This window comes from Neoroseomonas soli (assembly GCF_018129065.1).
GTDB classification, from domain to species: Bacteria; Pseudomonadota; Alphaproteobacteria; order Acetobacterales; family Acetobacteraceae; genus Neoroseomonas; species Neoroseomonas soli.
This window is the reverse complement of sequence record NZ_JAAEDM010000067.1, coordinates 1-18,666: the sequence shown is the minus strand read 5'-3', so window position 1 is coordinate 18,666 and position 18,666 is coordinate 1. Positions and strand designations below refer to the sequence as shown.

Annotated in this window: 16 protein-coding genes and 3 pseudogenes; 11 read left to right on the top strand and 8 right to left on the bottom strand. The window is 69.8% G+C overall.

Annotated features, from left to right (window positions below):
• Positions 1-15 precede the first annotated feature (15 nt).
• The gene (locus GXW76_RS19350; protein ID WP_211863743.1) at positions 16-1,014 is read right to left on the bottom strand and encodes a Bug family tripartite tricarboxylate transporter substrate binding protein; all 999 of its coding nucleotides are present in this window, start codon (positions 1,012-1,014) and stop codon (positions 16-18) included.
• 216 nt (positions 1,015-1,230) lie between these two features.
• On the opposite strand from GXW76_RS19350, the gene GXW76_RS19345 reads away from it, so the two are divergent.
• Positions 1,231-1,902, top strand: a complete 672-nt coding sequence (locus tag GXW76_RS19345) for a GntR family transcriptional regulator (RefSeq protein WP_211863742.1) — start codon at positions 1,231-1,233, stop codon at positions 1,900-1,902.
• Between the two features lie 204 nt (positions 1,903-2,106).
• On the opposite strand, the gene GXW76_RS19340 is transcribed toward GXW76_RS19345, so the two are convergent.
• Positions 2,107-2,301 carry a GTA baseplate fiber-binding domain-containing protein gene (locus GXW76_RS19340; protein WP_211863741.1) on the bottom strand — a complete coding sequence of 65 codons (195 nt, stop codon included), beginning with the start codon at positions 2,299-2,301 and terminating at the stop codon, positions 2,107-2,109.
• Between the two features lie 103 nt (positions 2,302-2,404).
• On the bottom strand, positions 2,405-3,088 hold the full coding sequence (locus tag GXW76_RS19335) for an SDR family NAD(P)-dependent oxidoreductase (protein ID WP_246514535.1): 684 nt from the start codon (positions 3,086-3,088) through the stop codon (positions 2,405-2,407).
• On the opposite strand from GXW76_RS19335, the gene GXW76_RS19330 reads away from it, so the two are divergent.
• The 3 genes and pseudogenes from GXW76_RS19330 to GXW76_RS19320 form a co-directional block, all read left to right on the top strand.
• Positions 2,978-3,262 (top strand): ABC transporter substrate-binding protein, encoded by a 285-nt coding sequence (locus tag GXW76_RS19330; RefSeq protein ID WP_338151000.1) that lies wholly within the window; start codon positions 2,978-2,980, stop codon positions 3,260-3,262. The genes GXW76_RS19335 and GXW76_RS19330 overlap by 111 nt on opposite strands.
• A gap of 53 nt (positions 3,263-3,315) precedes the next feature.
• A complete protein-coding gene (locus GXW76_RS19325; protein WP_211863738.1) occupies positions 3,316-4,848 on the top strand; it encodes a class I adenylate-forming enzyme family protein in 1,533 nt (510 codons plus the stop codon).
• Between the two features lie 248 nt (positions 4,849-5,096).
• Positions 5,097-6,116 (top strand): annotated as a pseudogene (locus tag GXW76_RS19320) (MFS transporter); the annotation flags it as partial.
• An 886-nt stretch (positions 6,117-7,002) separates the two neighbouring features.
• Here GXW76_RS19320 and GXW76_RS19315 read toward each other — a convergent pair.
• From GXW76_RS19315 to GXW76_RS19305, 3 genes are read right to left on the bottom strand one after another with little or no spacing between them, the layout of a single operon-like run.
• A complete protein-coding gene (locus GXW76_RS19315) occupies positions 7,003-8,202 on the bottom strand; it encodes an efflux RND transporter periplasmic adaptor subunit (protein WP_211863737.1) in 1,200 nt (399 codons plus the stop codon).
• Between the two features lie 3 nt (positions 8,203-8,205).
• The gene (locus tag GXW76_RS19310) at positions 8,206-10,566 is read right to left on the bottom strand and encodes an ABC transporter permease (RefSeq protein WP_211863736.1); all 2,361 of its coding nucleotides are present in this window, start codon (positions 10,564-10,566) and stop codon (positions 8,206-8,208) included.
• Positions 10,563-11,342, bottom strand: a complete 780-nt coding sequence (locus GXW76_RS19305) for an ABC transporter ATP-binding protein (protein ID WP_246514528.1) — start codon at positions 11,340-11,342, stop codon at positions 10,563-10,565. The genes GXW76_RS19310 and GXW76_RS19305 overlap by 4 nt, the downstream gene beginning before the upstream one ends.
• 75 nt (positions 11,343-11,417) lie before the next feature.
• Here GXW76_RS19305 and GXW76_RS19300 point away from each other — a divergent pair, with 75 nt between their 5' ends.
• The 7 genes and pseudogenes from GXW76_RS19300 (at position 11,418) to GXW76_RS19270 (ending at position 17,573) form a co-directional block, all read left to right on the top strand.
• Positions 11,418-11,714, top strand: a complete 297-nt coding sequence (locus tag GXW76_RS19300; protein WP_211863735.1) for a methionine adenosyltransferase — start codon at positions 11,418-11,420, stop codon at positions 11,712-11,714.
• 243 nt (positions 11,715-11,957) lie between these two features.
• A pseudogene (locus tag GXW76_RS25780) lies at positions 11,958-12,814 on the top strand (IS3 family transposase); the annotation flags it as partial.
• Positions 12,815-13,111: 297 nt separating this feature from the next.
• Positions 13,112-14,005, top strand: coding sequence for an ABC transporter substrate-binding protein (locus GXW76_RS19290; protein ID WP_211863733.1), 894 nt, complete (start codon positions 13,112-13,114; stop codon positions 14,003-14,005).
• Positions 14,002-14,724: a maleate cis-trans isomerase family protein gene (locus tag GXW76_RS19285; RefSeq protein WP_211863732.1), complete on the top strand. Its 723-nt coding sequence runs from the start codon at positions 14,002-14,004 to the stop codon at positions 14,722-14,724. The genes GXW76_RS19290 and GXW76_RS19285 overlap by 4 nt, the downstream gene beginning before the upstream one ends.
• Before the next feature lie 82 nt (positions 14,725-14,806).
• The gene (locus GXW76_RS19280) at positions 14,807-15,802 is read left to right on the top strand and encodes a TRAP transporter substrate-binding protein (RefSeq protein ID WP_211863731.1); all 996 of its coding nucleotides are present in this window, start codon (positions 14,807-14,809) and stop codon (positions 15,800-15,802) included.
• A complete protein-coding gene (locus GXW76_RS19275; RefSeq protein WP_211863730.1) occupies positions 15,799-16,296 on the top strand; it encodes a TRAP transporter small permease in 498 nt (165 codons plus the stop codon). The genes GXW76_RS19280 and GXW76_RS19275 overlap by 4 nt, the downstream gene beginning before the upstream one ends.
• Positions 16,293-17,573: a TRAP transporter large permease gene (locus GXW76_RS19270; protein WP_211863729.1), complete on the top strand. Its 1,281-nt coding sequence runs from the start codon at positions 16,293-16,295 to the stop codon at positions 17,571-17,573. Before GXW76_RS19275 ends, GXW76_RS19270 begins: the two co-directional genes overlap by 4 nt.
• On the opposite strand, the gene GXW76_RS19265 is transcribed toward GXW76_RS19270, so the two are convergent.
• Positions 17,574-18,431 carry an amidohydrolase family protein gene (locus GXW76_RS19265; protein ID WP_211863728.1) on the bottom strand — a complete coding sequence of 286 codons (858 nt, stop codon included), beginning with the start codon at positions 18,429-18,431 and terminating at the stop codon, positions 17,574-17,576.
• Positions 18,431-18,666 (bottom strand): annotated as a pseudogene (locus tag GXW76_RS19260) (5-methyltetrahydropteroyltriglutamate--homocysteine methyltransferase); the annotation flags it as partial. The pseudogene GXW76_RS19260 and the gene GXW76_RS19265, both read right to left, overlap by 1 nt.

Genomic DNA, 18,666 nt, shown 5'->3' with positions numbered 1-18,666 from the left:
GCGGCACGCCGGCGGTCACTGCCGCAATCCGGCGATCACGGCCGCGCGCTGCGCCTGCTCCAGTTCCTGCTGCAATACCCTGGTCAGCCCCGCGGGTGTCACCTCCTCGGGCGCGGCGACGTCTGTGCCCATCTCCCGTAGTCGCGCGATCACGCCCGGATCGGTGATAGCCGCAGCCAGCGCATCCCGCAGGATGGCGATGACGTCATCCGGCGTGCCCGCCGGCACGAGCAGCGCCGTGTAGCTGCCGGCGGTGTACTCGGGCAGGCCGGCCTCGATGAAGGTCGGCAGGTCGCTGGCGATAGAGGAGCGTCGTGCCGAACCGATCGCCAGGATGCGGATGCGCCCCTCGCGGTGCAGCGGCATCGCGGTGGAGATCTCGGTCATGGTGCTGGCGACATTGCCCGCCATGAGGTCCGGAATCAGGTCGCCGCCGCTACGGTAGGGGACGTGCGTCAGGCCCGCGCCGGATGCGGCGTTGAAGAGTTCCAGCGCGAGATGCGTGGAACTGCCGGTCCCGGCCGACGCGATCGTCACCCTTCCCGGATTTGCCTTGGAATAGGCGATGAACTCGGCGAGCGTCCGCGGCGGCAGCCCCGCGGTCACGGCAAGCACCAGCGGCGTGCGGGACAGCAGCCCGATCGGCGCGAAGTCACGCACGGCGTCGTAGGGTAGGTTCGCCTGGACGGCTGGGTTCACCGAAAGCGGCCCGGTGGACCCGAACAGCACCGTGTAGCCATCGGCGCGCGAGCGCGCGGCCGCTGTCGCGCCGATGCTGCCGCCGGCGCCGGCCCGGTTCTCGACAACGACCGGCTGCCCGAGCCGCGCAGCCATGACGGGCGCGATCAGCCGGGCGACGATGTCGGAGTTCCCACCGGGCGCGAAGGGAAGGAGGATCCGCACCGGCCGCTCGGGGAAGCCTGCCGCTCGCGCCGACCCGGGCCGCAGCGGCCCTGTGCCGAGGGCTGAGGATCCCATGGCGACGGCCAGCAGCGCACGGCGGTGCATTCTCATTGGCGTTTCCCCATCCACAGACCCTGAGTGCGGCCGTGTCGTTTCGTTTGTCCCGCCATGCCCTGTTCCTGGCTGGCGGTTCCTGATGAGATCATTAAATCAGCGATTGTCGTTTGTCGACAAATCGCGCCGCGCTTGGTACGCGGCACTTCCGTGGCGCCAGCCGGGTCTTGCCGCTGCCGCTCCGCACAAGCGTCATCATACCAGGGAGACGGCATGTCCCAGGATCTGCTTCCGAAGCCTCTCCCCTACCATTTGATGGAACAGATCCGGCGCGAGATCATCGCCGGGCGTCACGCCGCAGGCGCGCCGCTGCGCGAACAGGCCCTCCAGATCGAATACGGCTGTTCCCGCGCGCCGATCCGCGAGGCGCTGCGGCTGCTCGAACGCCGCGGCCTCGTCACCCATGAGCCGCGCCACGGATTCCGCGTCCGCGAGGTGAGCGCGACGGAGGTTCGCCAGATCTACGAGGTGCGCGCGCTGCTGGAGAAGCAGGTCGTCCTGGGGCTGCTCGGCCGCGTGACGCCGGAGCTGATCGCGGAGCTGCACGCGACCAATGCCACCATGAGGGCGCACCGCGCCGCCGGAGACGTCGAGCGCTACATCGAGGCCAACATTGCCTTTCACGCCGTTCTTCGCGCCCACGCGCCGAATGAGCCGCTTGGGCGTGCCCTCGACGTTGTCTATGAAATGGCCGAGCCCATCCGCCATGCGCTGCTGCACCGGTCGCTACGGACCAGCCAAGCGGCGGAACAGCACGATGACATCATCTCGCTGCTTGAGGCAGATCGCGTCGTCGAAGCCGCGGAAGAGATGTATCGCCACGTCTTCACGGGCATGCCGGTCGCATTGGGGACCGTTGCGCATCCGGAGGGATCTAACGGCTAATACGTTTCGCTGCGGAAACTCGCCGAGACGTTTCGGTCTATGCGTCAGCGCGGCGACGGAGCCCTTGGTGTAAGTAAGCACCGAACCGGTTCCCCGCCGGAATTCGGGCTACCGCTCTGATAAAGCGCAGGAAACCAGCGCAGAGGTGGGGTCCCGATCGGCACCGATCAGGACCCCACGTAATGGCCAGATTAAGCCACACAATCAGCGAGTTGCGGCCGTTTTCGGGAGGGCCCCGATCCGGCGCTTATTCACACGGGAGACGATTGGGTCCTCGGTGCCGCGGTGGCCGCGCAGCAGGCCGGACATATGGAACCGTCCCTCACCCAGGTCGATGGCGTCGCGGAACTGGGTGATTTCGGCGCGGCCGTCCGGGCCGATCAGCGCGGCGCGCCGCAAGGCAACCGATGGAGGGCGCCTGTAAGACTCCGTTCTGGCCACTCGATGGGGCTGGTCAGTGCCGTCGGTCCGAACCCCGTCCGTCATACGCGGATGAAGGGACTCAGCCCACCATGCTGAAGCCTCCGCTGACGCTGATCACCTGCCCCGTAATCCATGACGCGCCAGGCGTGGCAAGGTGCACCACCGTCGGCGCCACGTCCTCCGGCAGGCCCAGGCGGCGCAGCGGATAGGCGCGGGTGAGCTTCTCGCGGTTCGCGTCGAGCCATGCCTTGTCGGAGTGCTGCGTCTCGATCAGTCCAAGGCTGACGACGTTCGCCGTGGTCCAGGACCGCCCCATCTCTCGCGCCAGTGACTTCATCAACGCGATGGTGCCGCCACGCGCCGCGGCAACGATGGAAAGGCCGCTCTCGCCGACGCGGGAACTGTCGCCAACCAGGCTGATGATGCGGCCGTTCTTGCGCGCCTCGATGAAGGGCGCGGCAGCGTGGCAGCAATGCAGCGCGCCATAGAGGCAGGCGTCGATTTGCGAATGCCAGTCCTCCGGCCCCGTCTCGACGAAGCGCTTGCGCAGCGCGAGGCCGGCGTTGTTGACGAGGATGTCGATGCCGCCGAGATCCACCGCTACCTTCTCCATCATCGCCTTGACCGCGGCATAGTCGGTGACGTCGGCGCCATAGGCGATGGCGCGCCCGCCCGCGGCGGTGATCTGCGCCACAACTGCCTCGGCTTCGGCCGCGCGCTGGAATCGGACACCATCGAGATGGTGCGGGCCGCCGGCGGCCAGGTCACAGGCACGGTGCGCTACCCGGTCGAGAGCGCGGACCTGTCCTCCTTCCTGCTGCGCGCACAGGGCTCCGGCGCGCAGGTCGTCGCGATCGCGGGATCGGGGACGGTCTTCATCAATGCGGTGAAGGCCGCGCACGAGTTCGGCCTGCGCCGCCGCCAGACCGTGCAATGAGGCCTACCGACCGCTGTCGGAGAGCGCGTGCCCGATCGTCCGGCAGGGCTGACGTGATCCGCACGGATCTCATCGCGCCACTGCCCGTCCTGCTCGCCCGCCAAGCCGCCGTGCGGGGCGGAAAGTCGGCCTTCCGGGACAGCACGCGCGACGTGACCTGGGCGGAGCTCGCGTTGCGCAGCGGCAACCTCGCGGGGCAGCTCACGGCGGACGGCATCACGCCGGGCGACCGCGTTGCGCTGCTGCTGCCGAATTCGGTTGCCTGGATCGAATCCGCCTGTGCCATCCTGCGTGCCGGCGCCGTCAACGTGCCAATCAGCCACGACGCGAACGTGCCCGAGATCCTCTATCGCCTGGAGGACGCCGGCTGCCGGGCCGTCATTGTCAGCGCCGAGCGCGATGTCGTGATCGCCGAGGCCCGCGCCAGCCTACCCGCGCTGCTGACCGTCATCGTCGCCGCGGACGGCGCCGGCGGGCTGGAGGCGCTGACCGCCGGCGCGCCACCGATGGCGCCACCCGACCCGCCGGTGCTCGAGGAACCCGCCTTCATCGTCTACACCTCCGGCACCACAGGCCGGGCCAAGGGCGTAGTCCTGACGCTGCGCGGGATGCTCTGGGTGACGGCGGCCTGCTGGGCACCGATCCTCGGTCTGTCGGATCAGGACGAATTCCTTTCGCCCCTGCCGCTTTTTCATTCCTATGGGCTGAACCTCGCCTTCCTCTCGGTCGTCGCCACCGGCGCCTCCGTGCGCATCATGGAGCGCTATTCGACCGGAGAAGCGCGACGCCTGTTGGCCGAGGGGCGACCAACGCTCTTCGCCGGCGTGCCCACCATGTTCCATTACCTGCTGCAGGCAATCCCAGAGGGCGAGCCGACGGTCGCGCCGCGGCTGACCCGCTCGGTCTCCGCTGGCGCGATCATGTCGGCCTCGCTCAACCGCGTCTGGGAGGACCGCTTCGGCTCGCCGCTGCTGGACGGCTACGGCATCATCGATACCTGCACCATGGTCACGATGAACTGGATGCAGGGCGGGCGACCGCTCGGCTCCTGCGGGCTGCCGCTTCCTGGCCTGACGGTGCGGCTGCTTGATCCGGCGAGTGGAGAGGATGCGGCGCCGGGCGCGGAGGGCGAGCTCGTCGTGCGCGGCCCCAACGTGATGCTCGGCTATCACAACAAGCCTGCGCAGACCGCGCAGGCGCTGCGCAAGGGCTGGTATCACACCGGCGACCTGGCCCGCACCGATGCGGCGGGATTCCTCGCCATCACCGGACGGCTGAAGGAACTCATCATCCGCGGTGGGCAGAACATCGCGCCAGCCGAGATTGAGGAAGTGGCCGCCGCCTTCCCTGGCGTGCGTGACTGCGCCGTGATCGCGGCACCGCATGCGGAACTTGGTGAAGTGCCGGTGCTGTTCGTCGCTGAAAAGCCCGGTGAGCGCGTGGACATCCCTGCCCTGATCGCCGCGTACCGCGGCGCGCTATCGGCCTACAAGGTTCCGCAGTCGGTGCAAGTGACGGTGGAGATTCCGCGCACCGGTTCGGGCAAGATCATGCGGTACCAGCTGAAGGAGCAGCTTCCGCGCTGATCCGCGCCGGACAGGGAGGACGCAGTCATGGCGGGCCAAGGCGGCGCCGCGGCCCCATCCTTCGGCAGAGCAGCCGTTTGGGTACTGTGTGCCGGGGCCATGGTGCTCTCCATCTCGATCAGCATCCGCCACGCCTTCGGCCTGTTCCTGCAGCCGATGTCGGGGGCCAGGGCTGGGGGCGGGAGGTCTTCGCCCTGGCCATCGCCGTGCAGAACCTGGTCTGGGGCATTGCTTAGCCCTTCGCGGGGCGGCTCGCCGACCGGTTCGGTGACGGCCGTGTCATCACGGGCGGCGCTGTCCTGTATGCCGCCGGGCTCGCCCTCATGGCACAGGCGACGACACCGGGCCTTCTGATGCTCTCGGCCGGGGTGCTGGTCGGGCTGGGCCTGGCGGGCACCGCATTCACCACCGTCTTCGGCGCGGTCGCGCGCGTCGTCCCGGCCGGGCGTCGCAGCGAGGCGATGGGCATCGTCGGCGCCGTGGGCTCATTCGGTCAGTTCGCGATGCTGCCCACCGCACTCTGGCTGATCGGCGCCTTCGAATGGAACGGGGCCTTGCAGGTGCTCTCCGCCGTCGCGGTGCTCATGCTGTTCATGGTGCCGGTACTGGCGCGCGGAGGGGTCCCAGCCGCCTTGGCTGAGCCTGTCATACCGGCCCGGGCCGCACTGCACGAGGCGCTCGGCCACCCAGGCTTCCGGCTCCTTTGCCTGAGCTTTTTCGTCTGCGGCTTCCAGATCGTCTTCATCGGCACCCACTTGCCGGCCTACCTGCTGGACTGCGGGCTCAGCCTGGAGACCGGCACGGCGGTGCTGGCGCTGATCGGCCTGTTCAACGTTGCCGGAACGTGGCTGCTCGGTCGATGGGGTGGCACCGTGCGGAAGCCTCTGCTTCTGACCGGCATCTACCTCGCGCGCGCGGCTGCCATTGCGTTGCTGGTGCTGGCGCCGGCGAGCGTCTGGGTCGCCTGGGTCTTCGGCGCGTCGATGGGCTTGCTTTGGCTCGGCACCGTGCCGCTGACCAACGGCACGGTCGCAAGCATCTTTGGCGTGCGGAACCTGTCGTTGCTGGGCGGCGTGGTACTCTTCTTCCACCAGTTGGGCTCGTTCCTTGGCGGCTGGCTCGGTGGTGCGGCCTACGACCGGGTCGGGTCCTACGACTTCGTTTGGCTGCTGGCCGTCATTCTGAGCCTTGTAGCTGCAGCACTATGCATCCCGATCTCCGAAATACCGGTCGACCGGCTTCAACGCGCGGCAGCGGGGCACTTATGACGAGCGGCGCGAACACGAAAGCACGGCACCCAGCGATCAGCCTCTGCATCACGCTGATCGCCGGTACCGCCATCATGGCGCCAATCGCTGCATCATATATGACCCCGGCGATGCAGGCAGCTCTGCTTGGGACATTCGCGACCTGCCGATAGCGAGCGCCTGCGGCCGGCACGCTGGAGGTGGAGAGGCCTTGGAGTTGATGTTGACCCGGTTTGGTGGGCACCCCGAGGCTTGAGATGGAGGTGTCCGTGATGCCCAGGTTCAGAGTGCCCTACCCGCCTGAGTTCGGGCGGCAACGGGTGAGTTGGTCCGATCGGGACAAACCCCGCAGGACCTCGCCCGCGAGTTCGAGCCGGACGCGCGGCCGATCGCGCACAGGGTTCGCCAAGCTGAGCGCGATGCCGGCCAGCGGCGCGACGGCCGCGTGACGAGTGCCGAGGAGCTGAGCCGGCTCCGCCGTGAGAACCACCGCCTGCGCCAAGAGCGCGACATTCCGGCAAAGGCAGCGGCCTGTTTCGTGAGGGACAGGACCCCGTCCGGGTTTTCGAATTCATGAGCGCGCACCACGCCGATTCCCCATTCGCACCATGGCCCGCGTGGTGCGCGGTGCCAGCTTCCGGGCCGGTCGTCGAGACCGAGACGACCGACAGTACGATCGATCGGTTGATCGGTGCACCGCTTCTCAAGCACCTTGCCAAGTAGGGGCGCCGTTCTGTCGCCGTCGTTTCGGCCAGTGCATCGCGGTGGCTCAATTTCTTAGGCCAGTGCAGAGCCATGCCCCAAAGCAGTGCAGAGCTTTGGGATGGCGGCCTACGAAAGATCAATGGGTTAGCGATAATCCAGTGCAGACTTTCGCCTTGTCCTACAGAGGTTGTAGATTGGTTGGTTACCTTGCGCTGCTGACACGGGTGCCATCCGCCAACGCGGTAGGCGGAAAAACGACCACGGTCTCGCCAGGCACCAGCCCGGTCGAGATCATGGCGCTGCGGGCGGCGCGGCGGGCAACTTCGACCCGCCGCTCGCGCGCGACGCCGTCCGCGACGACGAAGGCTGCCCATCCGGCCCCACGGCGAAACAGAGCGCTGACAGGCACCAGTACGGCATCCTCGGCCGCCTCCACCGTGATCCGCGCATCCACGCGGAAGCCGTCCCCGAGCGTGACCCAGCGCTCACGCGGGCTGACCAGGTCGATCACCACCCAGACCCGCTGCTCCTCGACGCCGAGCGCCGAGACGCGAGTGAAGGCGCCGGGCTCGACCAGGCGGACGCGGCCTTCCAGCGGCGCCGGCCCGCCCCAGCGATCGAAGACAACCGGCGCGCCGGGGGTGATGCCGACAGCCTCCATGGTGAGGACGTCCACCACCACCTCCAGCTCGGCGGGATCGCCGAGTTCCAGCAGGGGCGTGCCGGTGGCGACGACGGCCTCGCTCTCCTGCAGCACGCGCAGCACGCGTCCTGCGACGGGGGCGCGCACCTCGCGGCGCTCCGGGCCGCCCTCCTCCGCCGCGTCGACGGAGGCGAGCAGGGCGCGCGCCTGGTCCAGCTCGTGCTCGGCGGCATGCCGGCGTCGCTCGGCCGCAAGCATGTCGCGCGCGGCGGTGCGTTCGGTCAGTTCCGCGCGCTCCAACTGCTGTAGCGGCGCGGCGCCGCGTGCGTGCAGGGCGCGCACCCGCGTGGCATCCGCCGCGGCCTGGGCCTGCTGGGCGGCAGCGCGCTCCACCAGGATCCCGGCCTGCTGCAGCATGGCCTCTGCCGCGCCAACGCGCTCCTCCGCCTCGCGCCGCGCACGGGGACTCAGCAGGGCTGAGGGCGCGGCCAGGATCTCCGCCAGCAGGTCACCATGCGCGACCGCGTCGCCTGCGCGCGCACCAAGCCGCAGTACCCGGCCGGCGACCGGGGCAGAGACGACATAGCGATCCCGCACCCGAGTGCGCCCATCCTCCTCGACCACGGCCTCGAAGCGGCCCCGCACGACCTGCTCGGTCTCGACCAGTACCGGCCGTTGGCGAAAGGCCAGGAACAGGCCGCTGCCCAACGCCAGGAGGACAGCGGTGGCGATCAGAGCCCGGCGCAGTTGCCGCCTCATCCCTCAATCCCTCGCCTTCAGGGCGGCGACCAGATCGAGCTGGTCGATCCGCCGCCGCACCGCCACCGCGCTGGCGAGTGCCGCGCCGAGCACGACAAGCGCCGCCGTCGTGAAGGTCGCCGTGCTGATCGCAGCTGGGACGTCAAAGCTCTCATTGTCCCGGGCGCCCAGGACCAACTCGACAATCCATTGCGCCAGCACGAGCCCGAGCGGCACCGCGACCAGCACCGCCACCGCCAGTTCCGCGAGCAGGATGCGCGACACCTCCTGCCGCGTGAAGCCGAGGACGCGGAGGCTCGCCATCTCCCAGCCCCGTTCCTGCAGCGCGACGCGGGCGCTGTTGTAGACCACGCCCACCGCGATGATCACGCCGAAGCCGGTCAGCGTCATGGCGCTGGTCAGCACGAGGCCGGCGATGACCTCGTCGAAGACGCGCAGCCACACCGCCTTGACGTTCGTGGCAGCCACGCGCGGCCGCTCCGCGAGGTGCTGCCACAGCACCTCGGCCGCCATCGGGTCTACGCGCAGCGCCACATGGGAGACCAGGTCGTCCTCGCGCATCAGCCGGTTGAGCGCGCCGATCTCCATCAGTGCGCTGAACCCGATGATGTCCTCGACCAGCGCGGCCACCGGCAGGTCGTGCACGCGGCGCGCGCCTTCCAGCACCTCGACCTGCACGGTATCGCCTTCCCGGACGCCGAGCCGCTCGGCCAGCCGCCGGCTGAGCGCGAGGCCGTCGTGCGGGATCGGCACCGGGCGGAGATCGGCATTCCGCGGCACGCGCAGCTCCGCGCCTTCCGGCAGGCCGGTCAGCGCGAGCAGGCGGCTGCGCTGCGCGGCCCGCAGCCGCACCGGCACGATGCGCTGCCCTTCCGCCGCCAGAACGCCCGGCAGCCGCGCCATCTCGCGCACGGCGCGGGAGGGGCGCGGGTCGGTGAGCGCCACGAAGGCGTCGCCGCGCTCGATGCGGTCGAACTGCAACTCCACCATGCTGTCCATCGCGTCCCACCAGAACAGGCCGAGCACCACCATCGGCACGGCCAGCGCGATGCCGAGCACGGTGAGGAGCGTGCGCAGCGGGCGGCCGAGCAGGCCGCGCAGCGGGATCTTCGCTCCGGCCGGGAGCCGACGCCCAAGCCCACTGAGCGCCCGCCCGCCGAAGGCAGCCGGGCGCGGCGGACGCAGCCCCTCCGCAGCGGGCAGGCGCAGGATGCGCCGCAGCGCGGCGAGAACGCCGAGCAGCGCCACCGCGAAGCTCGTCGTCACCGCGACCAGCGGCAGCCAGGCCGGCAGGAGATAGGGCATCTCCGGGAAGCGGAAGAAGGGCCGGTAGTTGCCGAGCATCCCGGCGCCCATCCAGGCCCCCGCCGCAATGCCGAGCGCCGAGCCCAACAGGCAGATCACGGCCACGAACTTCGCGTAGTGCGCCGCGATCGGCAGGGAGGGATACCCGAGCGCCTTCAGCGCCGCCACCTGCTCGCGCTGCGCTTCCACTATCCGGCCGAGCACGACGTTCAGCAGGAAGGCGGCGATGCCGAAGAAGATGAGCGGCACGGTGACGGCCAGCGTGCGCTGCTCGGCCAGCTCGTCCTCCAGGAAGCGGTGCGAGGGCTGGTCGCGCCGGCCGTAGGCGCCGCGCCCGCCCCAGGGCAGCAGCAGCCGGTCCAGCTCCGCGATCGCCGCGGGCTCCGAGGCGCCGGGGGCGAGGGTCAACACCGCCTCGCCGAAGGCGCCCTGCATGTCGAAGGCGCGCGCCACCGCCTCCTCATTCGCCCAGAGCACGACGAAGCCGCGGTCGTCGGGCAGCGGGTTGCCGGGGCGCGAGGTGAAGACGAACTCCGGCGAATGCGCGATGCCGGCGATGCGGAAGCGCTCGCGCCTTCCGTTCAGGATGACCGCGATCTCGTCGCCCGGGCGCAGCTGCCAAGCCTCGGCGAAGGCGGCGTGGATCACCGCCTCGTCGTGCCGGGTCGGCTCCGGCAGGCGGCCGGCAAGTAGCCGCAGGCGGTTCAGGGGCGACTGTTCCCCGCTGGCCGGCAGGGACAGGACGCGGCCGGCGACGGGCACCTCGGCACCCAGCCAGTCCACGCGGGCCTCGCCGCCGACGCGGCCTTCCACCACCGCCACGCCGGGGATCTCGGCGAGCCGTGCCAGCAGCGTGCGCGGCGCCCGCTTCACCTCGGCGAAGACCTCCGCGAAGCGGCTCTCCGCGTAGAAGGCCTGCTGCGCCCCGCGGAGCGAGAGGAAGCTGCTGACCGACATGACCAGCACCGCCACGCCTGCGCCGATCAGCAATGCAATCGTGACGACCTGGCCGCGGAGCGCCCAGACGTCGCGCAGCACCTTCCGGTCCAGCACGCTCACCACACGAGTTCCTCGGGTGCGAGGCGGCGGGCGTTCGGCTCGATCGCGACGATGCGCCCGCCGCCCATGCGCAGCACCCGGTCCGCCATGCCGGCGATAGCGGCGTTGTGGGTGATGACGACGGTCGTCGCACCGACCTCGCGGTTCGCCCGCGCGATGGCCGACAGCACCAGCTTGCCGGTCTCGACGTCGAGAGCGCCGGTGGGCTCGTCGCACAGCAGCGCGTCCGGCCGCTTGACGATGGCGCGCGCGACCGCGACGCGCTGCTGCTCGCCGCCCGAGAGCTGGCCCGGAAAGTGATCGAGCCGGTGCGACAGGCCGACCAGCGCGAGTGCCTCCTCCGGCTGCATCGGGTCACGCGCGATCTCGGCGACCAGCTCGACATTCTCGCGCGCGGTGAGACTGGGGATCAGGTTGTAGAACTGGAACACGAAGCCGACGTGGTCGCGGCGATAGGCGGTCAGCGCCGCCTCGTCCGCCCCGGTCAGCTCATGGTCGCGCCATGCCGCGCGGCCCGAGGTCGGGGCATCCAGCCCGCCGAGGATGTTGAGCAGGGTGGATTTGCCGGAGCCCGAGGGGCCGAGCAGGACCACGAACTCGCCTGGCAGGATGTCGAGGTCGAGGTCGCGCAGCGCGTGGATCGTCGCCTCGCCGCTGCCGTAGGTCTTACACAGCCCGCGCGCGACGAAGACCGGCGTTGCCTCGTCGTTCGGAGGGGGAGCGCCGGCCAGCGGCGCGGCGTCGGCTGCCGTCGTCATGAGTGCGCGGAGCAGCATGCCACGGTTCGCCGGCCGGCGGCGATGATGACCGGCCAGGCGTGGAACGCGCCGCTCTCGGACCAGCCGCGCAGCATGCGCGAGAGTGCGCTGTCCCGGACGACGAACTGGTGCCAGAGCGCCACCCGCACATGCGCCGCGATCGCAGCGAGCATCGGGTTGGCCGATCGCGTCAACGGGCTGATCGCCCCCTTCCGGCCGATGACGATGGAATCCGTCGCCGGCAAGAATGCGGTGACCCATGTCGGCAAGCTTTACAGCATCGCCGCGAGCCTGATCTCGCAGCGCGTCGTGGAACAGGTGCCCGGCGTGATGGAGGCGCAATGCCTGCTCGTGAGCAGGATCGGCCACCTGCGTCCGCAGGCACCATGATCACGCCCGCCTTCGTCCTGCTTGACGGGATGCGCCGCCAGGCGGGGCGCAAGCATTCACCGTGGCGCCGGACTTCGCCGGTGGGCGCAGCGCCTCCCAGAAGCCCGGCGCGAAGGTCACGGCTTTCCGTTCGCGCCACGGGCGGGGTGACCGCCGCCAGCATGCCAGCTGCCATCACCGACGAGGATCCATGGGAGGATCCATGGAGAGACGAGAAGGTAGCGCTGAAGTTGACCCGGCTTCATGAGCGCGCACCAGGCCGAATTCCCCATCCGTGGCATGGCCCGCGTGCTGCGGGTCTCGGTCTCTGGCTACTACGCCTGGCGGAGCCGGCCGGCCTCGGAGCACGCCCAGGCGGGTGCCGTCCTGCTGCGCCGGATCCGGACGATCCATGCTGGCTCGCACGGGACCTACGGCGCGCCGCGGGTGCATGCCGAACTGCAGGCCGAGGGCGCGGCGATCGCCCGCAAGCGCGTGGCGCGGCTGATGCGCCAGGCCGGGCTGTGCGGCGTCTCCCGCCGGCGGCTTCCGACTACGACGCGGCGCGAGCCGACGCACAGGCCGCCCAACGATCTCGTCGGCCGTGTCTTCACGGCGCCGGCGCCGAACCTGCTGTGGGTCGCCGACATCACCTATGTGCCGACCGCGGCAGGCTTCCTGTTCCTCGCCGTCATCCTCGATGCCTGGTCGCGACGCATCGTTGGCTGGGCGATGCCGAACGACCTGCGTACGCAACTCGTGCTCGATGCCCTCGACATGGCCGTCACCACGAGGAAACCGGCCGATGTCGTGCACCACAGCGACCAGTTGAACCTGGGCAATACACGTCGCTGGCCTTCGGGATGCGCTGCCGCGAAGCCGGCGTCCGTCCCAGCACCGGCTCGGTCGGCGACGCCTACGACAACGCGCTGGCCGAGGCGTTCTTCGCCACGCTCGAGTGCGAGTTGCTCAACCGGCGCCGCTTTCGCTCCCAGGTCGAGGCCCGCATGGCCGTGTCCCACTTCATCGAGGGCTTTTACAACCCGACCAGACGCCATTCGTCCCTCGGCTACCTCTCGCCCAGCGAATTCGAAGCGAGGAAGATTCTCATGAAGGACTGATCACTACCCGCAAACCGTCCATGGAAGCGGGGCAATTTCAGCCGCACCATCAGCATTCCACCATGCGGCGTGGTTCGGGCATTCTCATGGCTGTCCATCCGGGGCTCCGAGTTGCTGGGTGTTGGCCCCGCAACCACAGCCAACCAACTCAGCCCCGGAGGGACAACCTCCATAGCAATGACAGCTAGGTAGCGGACGGCGCTGCGGTCAATCTCCGGCCCTGTCGCCAGGATCGCGCGGCCGGAGTATGGCCGTGCGCCAAGGGCCGGCCAAGCACGCCGCGCCGCAGGAGGAACCATGACCCCACTGACCATGGCCGTCGTCTCGCGCAACTACTTCAACATGCCGGCCTGGCTCGGCCTGCATGCGGGCCTCTTTGCCGCCGAGGGCATCGACCTCGCCATCGAGCACATCGAGGGTATCGAGGAGGTCAACGACCGCGTCAGCACCGGCCGGGCGCAACTGGCCTATGGCGTGACGGAGCATGTGATCCTCGACGCGGAATCCGGCGGGCACCAGGTGATCATCGGCGGCAATGTGAACCGCCTGCCCTTCTCGCTGATCGCGCGGGCGGGGATCGCGTCGCTCAAGGACCTGCGCGGCAAGCGCATCGGCGTCTCCTCGCTGCGCGCCGGTTCCTCCTCCCTGATCATGAAGCTGCTGGCGGCCGAGGGGCTGCAATACCCCGGCGACTACGAACTCGTCCCCTGCGGCCCGATCCTCGCGCGGTGGGACCTGCTGCGCAGCGGCGGCATCGATGCCGGGCTGCAGGGCGCGCCGCTGAACCACATCGCGCTCGACCAGGGCTTCGTGTCCCTGTGCGAGCCGCGCATGGACTTCCAGTTCACCAGCCTGGACGTGGACAGCCGCTGGGCGGATGCGAACCGCGACACGCTGCTGCGGTTCCTGCGCGGCTTCCTGCGCGCGCATGAACGCTTCCACACGGATCACGACCTTGTCCGCGACGTCGCGGTGAAGGAAAGCGGCATCGAGCCCCGCTACGCCGACCGCGCCTGGGAGGAATACACGCGCGACGGCATCTTCCCCCGCGACGGCGAAGCGAGCGAGGCCGGCGTGCAGGCGCTGATCGAGACCAGCGCGCTCATCCGCGACCTGCCATCCCGCGCACGCACCCATGCGGCGGACTACATCGACCGGCGCTGGCTCGCCGAGGCACGGGCCTCCCTGTGAGCGCGATCGACTACGGGGACCGCGCCCGGATCGGGCTGTTGGTCCCCTCCGGCAACCAGGTCTGCGAGGCGGAAATCCACGCCATGCTGCCGCCCGGCGTGGCGGCGCTGGTCACGCGGCTGGAACTACGCGGCAGTTCGGAAGCGGAACTCCTGCGCATGCTGGACTCGCTGGAGGTCGCCGCCCGGCTGCTCGCGGATGCGCGCCCGGCGCTGATCGGCTTCCACTGCACGGCCGTCTCCACCTTCGCGCCGGAGATGGCGGAGGGCATCACCCGCCGCATCGCGGACGCCGCCGGCCGCCCCGCCACGGTGACGGCCGATGCCATCCTCGCCGCCCTCGGGGCGCTCGGAGCGCGGCGCGTGTTGCTGGTCACGCCCTACATCGCCGCGGTGCATGAACGGGAAATCGCCTTCCTCGCCGCCCATGGCATCACCGTGACCGGTGGGTCCATGGGCGGGCTGAACACCAATGCCGAGATGGCGGAGATGCCGCCGGACCGCATCGCCGCCCAGGTCCGCGCGGCGGCCACGACCGATGCCGATGCCTGCTTCGTCTCCTGCACCGCCATCCGCTCCGCCGGGCTGATCGCGCCGCTGGAGGCGGAACTCGGCATGCCGGTCATCACCAGCAACCAGGTCATGGCCTGGCACATGCTGCGCCGCTGCGGCATCGCGGATGCCGTGCCCGGCTTCGGGCGGCTGATGAGCCTCGACTGAGGCCCGTCTTGCGGCGCTATCGCGGCGCCGTATCATTGCAGCGACGCGTCCGGGCCGAACCGGACACTGGAGGAAACCGCCGATGACCCATCTCAGCCGCCGCGGCCTCGGTGCCGCGACTCTCGGTCTTGCAATCGCGCCCACCGTGCTGCGGGCGCAGAACCGCACGGTGCTGCGCATCGGCTGGACCAGCGGCGACGGCCAGCTCGATCCCTATGCCAGCGGCGCGCGCTTGTTCAAGCAGGCGCTGGAGCGCCGAGTGGGCGAACGCGTGGACGTGCAACTCTTCCCCAACCGCGCGCTGGGCGATGAGCGGCCGATGCTGGACGGCATGCGCCTCGGCACCGTGGACATGGGCGTCATCACCAACGCGGTCATCGCGCAGGTCGAGCCGGCCTTCCAGGTCAACGACATGCCCTTCCTGTTCTCCAGCGAGGAACAGGCCCACCGCGTGCTCGACGGCCAGGTCGGCGCGGCGCTCAAGACGCGCCTCGAGGCCCGCGGCGTCGTGCCGCTCGGCTACATGGAAGGCGGCTTCCGCCACATGATCAACAACACCCGGCCGGTGGTGAAGCCGGAGGACCTGCGCGGCATCAAGTTCCGCGTGCTGCAGAGCCCGATCTACATCGAGATGTTCCGCAGCCTCGGCGGCAATGCCGTGCCGATGGCCTGGGGCGAGACCTTCACCGCCGTCCAGCAGGGCGCGATCGACGGGCTCGAGATCCCGCTCGGCATCATCGAGCAGAACAAGTACTACGAGGTCACCAAGTACCTCTCGCTGACCGGCCACATCTACTCGATGATCGGCCTGCTGATGGCCAAGCGCAGCTTCGACCGCCTGCCCGCCGACCTCAAGGGCCCGGTGCAGGAAGCCGCCGCCGAGGCCATCCGCGCGCAGCGCACCGCCAATGCGGCAGCGAATACCGGATTCCTCGAAAGCCTGCGCCGCCACGGCATGCAGATCAACGAGGTGCCGGACAAGACCGCCTTCCGCCGCGGCGTGCTGCCGATGTACGAGAGCTTCCGCGGACAGATCGGCGCCGACATCATCCGTGACGCCCTGGCCGCGGTGCAGTGACGGCCCTCGGCCACCTGGCCCGCTTCGTGGCGGGGGCGACGCGATTGTCCATCGCGCTCGCCGCCGCCGGGATGCTGGGCTGCATCGTCTACCAGGTGGTGACCCGCTACGTGCTTGGCGCCGCTTCCTCCTGGAGTGAGGAGGCGGCGGTGCTGCTGTTCTCCTGGAGCGTGCTGGGCGGCCTCGCGCTCGGCGTGCATGAAGGCTTCCATGTGCGGCTGACGCTGCTGACGGACCTGCTTCCGAAAGGCAGGCGCATCGTCGCGGAGCGCGTGCTCGATGCAGCGACGACGGCGCTCGGCGCCTTCCTCATCTGGTCGGCGTGGCGGTTCCTCGACATCACCTCGGGCTCGGTGTCCGCCGCGATCGGATACCCGACCGAGATCCTCAATGCGCTCGGAATCGCCTGCGGAGTGCTGATGGCGCTGTTCGGGCTGGAGCGCGCGCTCCGCCCCGGCGGCGCGGTGCCGGAAGGCGAAGGCAGCCTGTCGTGAGCGAGATCACCTTCTTCCTGACCGCCGGCTTCGCCGGGATGGTCGTGCTCGGCGTGCCCTTCGCCATCGCCATCGCACTCGCCGTCACCGGTGCGCTGATCGCCGCCGACATCGAACCTGCCTTCCTCGCGCAGTCCATCATCAGCGGGTCGCAGCAGTTCAGCCTGCTGGCCATCCCGCTGTTCATGCTGGCGGGCGAACTGATGTCGGCGGGCGGGTTGTCGCAGCGGCTGGTGGACGTGGCCTCGACGCTGGTGCGCCACATGCGGGGCGGGCTCGCGATGGTCACCGTGCTGGCCGCGCTGGTCTTCGCCGCCATTTCGGGGTCCGCGCCCGCCACCACCGCGGCGATCGGCGCCATCATGGTGCCGGCCATGGCCAGGGCAGGCTACGACAAGGCCTTCGCGGCCTCCATCGCCGTGAGTGCCGGCGTGCTCGGGCCGCTGATCCCGCCCTCGATCGCCTTCGTGATCTGGGGCATCGTGGCGGAGCAGTCGATCGGGCGGCTGTTCCTTTCCGGCATCGTGCCGGGGCTGATGATCGCCCTTGGCCTGCTGGTGATCTGCTGGGTGCATGCCTGGCGCAACGACGTGCCGCGCCTGCCGCGCGCCAGCGTGAAGGAAGCGGCCCTCGCTTTCGCGCGCGGCCGCTGGGCGCTCGCCTCGCCGCTGGTGGTGCTGGGCGGGATCTATGGCGGCGTCTTCACGCCGACCGAGGCGGCGGCCGTGTCCTGCGTCTATGCGTTGCTGGTCGGGCTGTTCATCGAGAAGCAACTGAACTGGCGCGAACTGCCGAAGATCTTCGCCAATGCCATGCGGACCAGCGCCATGGTCTGCGCGATCATCGCCGTCTCGGCGGGCTTCGGAATCCTCGTGGCGCAGGAACAGATCGCGACGAACTTCGCCACCTGGCTGGCGGCCAACGTCAGCGAGAAGTGGATGGCGCTCGCCGCGCTCAACATCGCCTTCTTCCTGCTGGCCGCGGTGATGGACGAGATCGCCATCATGGTGATCCTCGGGCCGATGCTGATCGCCATCGCCAACAAGTTCGGCGTGGACCCGATCCATTTCGGCGCGATCATCGTGACCAACGTGTCGATCGGCATGGCGGCGCCGCCGATCGGCTATTGCCTGTTCATCGGCATGGCGATCAGCGGGCTGTCGCTCACGCGCATCAGCCGGGCGATGTGGCCGCAGATCGCCTGGATGCTGGTGGTGTTGTTCCTCACCACCTACATCCCCGGCTTCGCGCTGATGTTCCAGCCCGCCGGGCGCTGATCAGAAGCCGTAGAGCCGCGCCGGGTTGTCCACCAGAACCCGGCGCCGCTCCGCGACGGACGGCGCCCATTCCCCGAGCCGGTCGAGCAGCGCGCCGTCCTCCGGCATCCAGTCCGCCAGGGAAGGGTGCGGCCAGTCCGTCCCCCAGATGCAGCGGTCCGGCGCCGCATCCAGCAGGGCGCGGGCGAAGGGCGCGACATCCGCGAAGGGCGGCCCGGCGGAGGATATGCGGTAGCCGCACAGCTTCACCCAGGCCCGCCCGCTGCCGACCAGCCGCAGCAGCGCCTGGAAGCCGGGCGCGTTGAGCCCTTCGTCCGTGCGCACGCCGCCCATGTGGTCCACCACCACCTCCACCGGCAGGGCGGCGAGGCGCGGCGCGAGGTCGGGCAGCTGCTGCCCCTCCGCATAGACCTGCAAATGCCAGCCCAGCGGGGCGATGCGCCGCGCGAGGGCCTCCAACTGCTCCAGCGGTGTGCCGTTGCCCGACACGGCGTTGAAGCGCACTCCGCGCGTGCCCTTCGCGTGCAGGTCGCGCAGCGCCGCCTCGTCGAAGGAATCGTCCACCACCGCGACGACGCGCGCGCGGTCGAACCCGAAGCGCGCCGCCGCATCCAGCGAGCACGCATTGTCCGTGCCATAGACGGACGGCTGCACGATCGCCATGCGCTGGATCCCCAGCGCCTCCGCCACGCGCAGATAGGCCGGGATCAGCGCCGCCTGCGGTTCGTAGTGCCGCCCGGCATCGAGCGGGAAGCGATCATACGGCCCGAAGATGTGGAAGTGGCAGTCGCAGGACAGCGGCGGCGCAGTCCAGGATGGCACCGGCGTGACGTCGAGCGGCGGCAGACAGGGCTTCATCACGCCCCCTCCAGTTCCCGCCGCACGATGGCGGCTCCTTCCGCCATGGCGTGCATCTTCCCGTCCGCGACCTCGCGCGGCAGGTATTTCATGCCGCAGTCCGGCGCGACGATGACGCGCGCCGGATCGACGTGCGGCAGGGCGCGGCGGATGCGCGCCGCCACCGTCTCCGCGCTTTCCACCTTCTGGTCCAGCAGGTCGATGACGCCGAGGATGATGGTCTGGTCCGGCAGCC

Excerpts from the sequence above, each read along its gene's own strand:
- GXW76_RS19305 (WP_246514528.1), bottom strand. The coding sequence starts at position 11,342 with ATGCTGCTCCGCGCACTCATGACGACGGCAGCCGACGCCGCGCCGCTG.
- GXW76_RS19300 (WP_211863735.1), top strand. The coding sequence starts at position 11,418 with ATGCGCGAGAGTGCGCTGTCCCGGACGACGAACTGGTGCCAGAGCGCC.
- GXW76_RS19315 (WP_211863737.1), bottom strand. The coding sequence starts at position 8,202 with ATGAGGCGGCAACTGCGCCGGGCTCTGATCGCCACCGCTGTCCTCCTG.
- GXW76_RS19280 (WP_211863731.1), top strand. The coding sequence starts at position 14,807 with ATGACCCATCTCAGCCGCCGCGGCCTCGGTGCCGCGACTCTCGGTCTT.
- GXW76_RS19350 (WP_211863743.1), bottom strand. The coding sequence starts at position 1,014 with ATGAGAATGCACCGCCGTGCGCTGCTGGCCGTCGCCATGGGATCCTCA.
- GXW76_RS19265 (WP_211863728.1), bottom strand. The coding sequence starts at position 18,431 with ATGAAGCCCTGTCTGCCGCCGCTCGACGTCACGCCGGTGCCATCCTGG.
- GXW76_RS19345 (WP_211863742.1), top strand. The coding sequence starts at position 1,231 with ATGTCCCAGGATCTGCTTCCGAAGCCTCTCCCCTACCATTTGATGGAA.
- GXW76_RS19290 (WP_211863733.1), top strand. The coding sequence starts at position 13,112 with ATGACCCCACTGACCATGGCCGTCGTCTCGCGCAACTACTTCAACATG.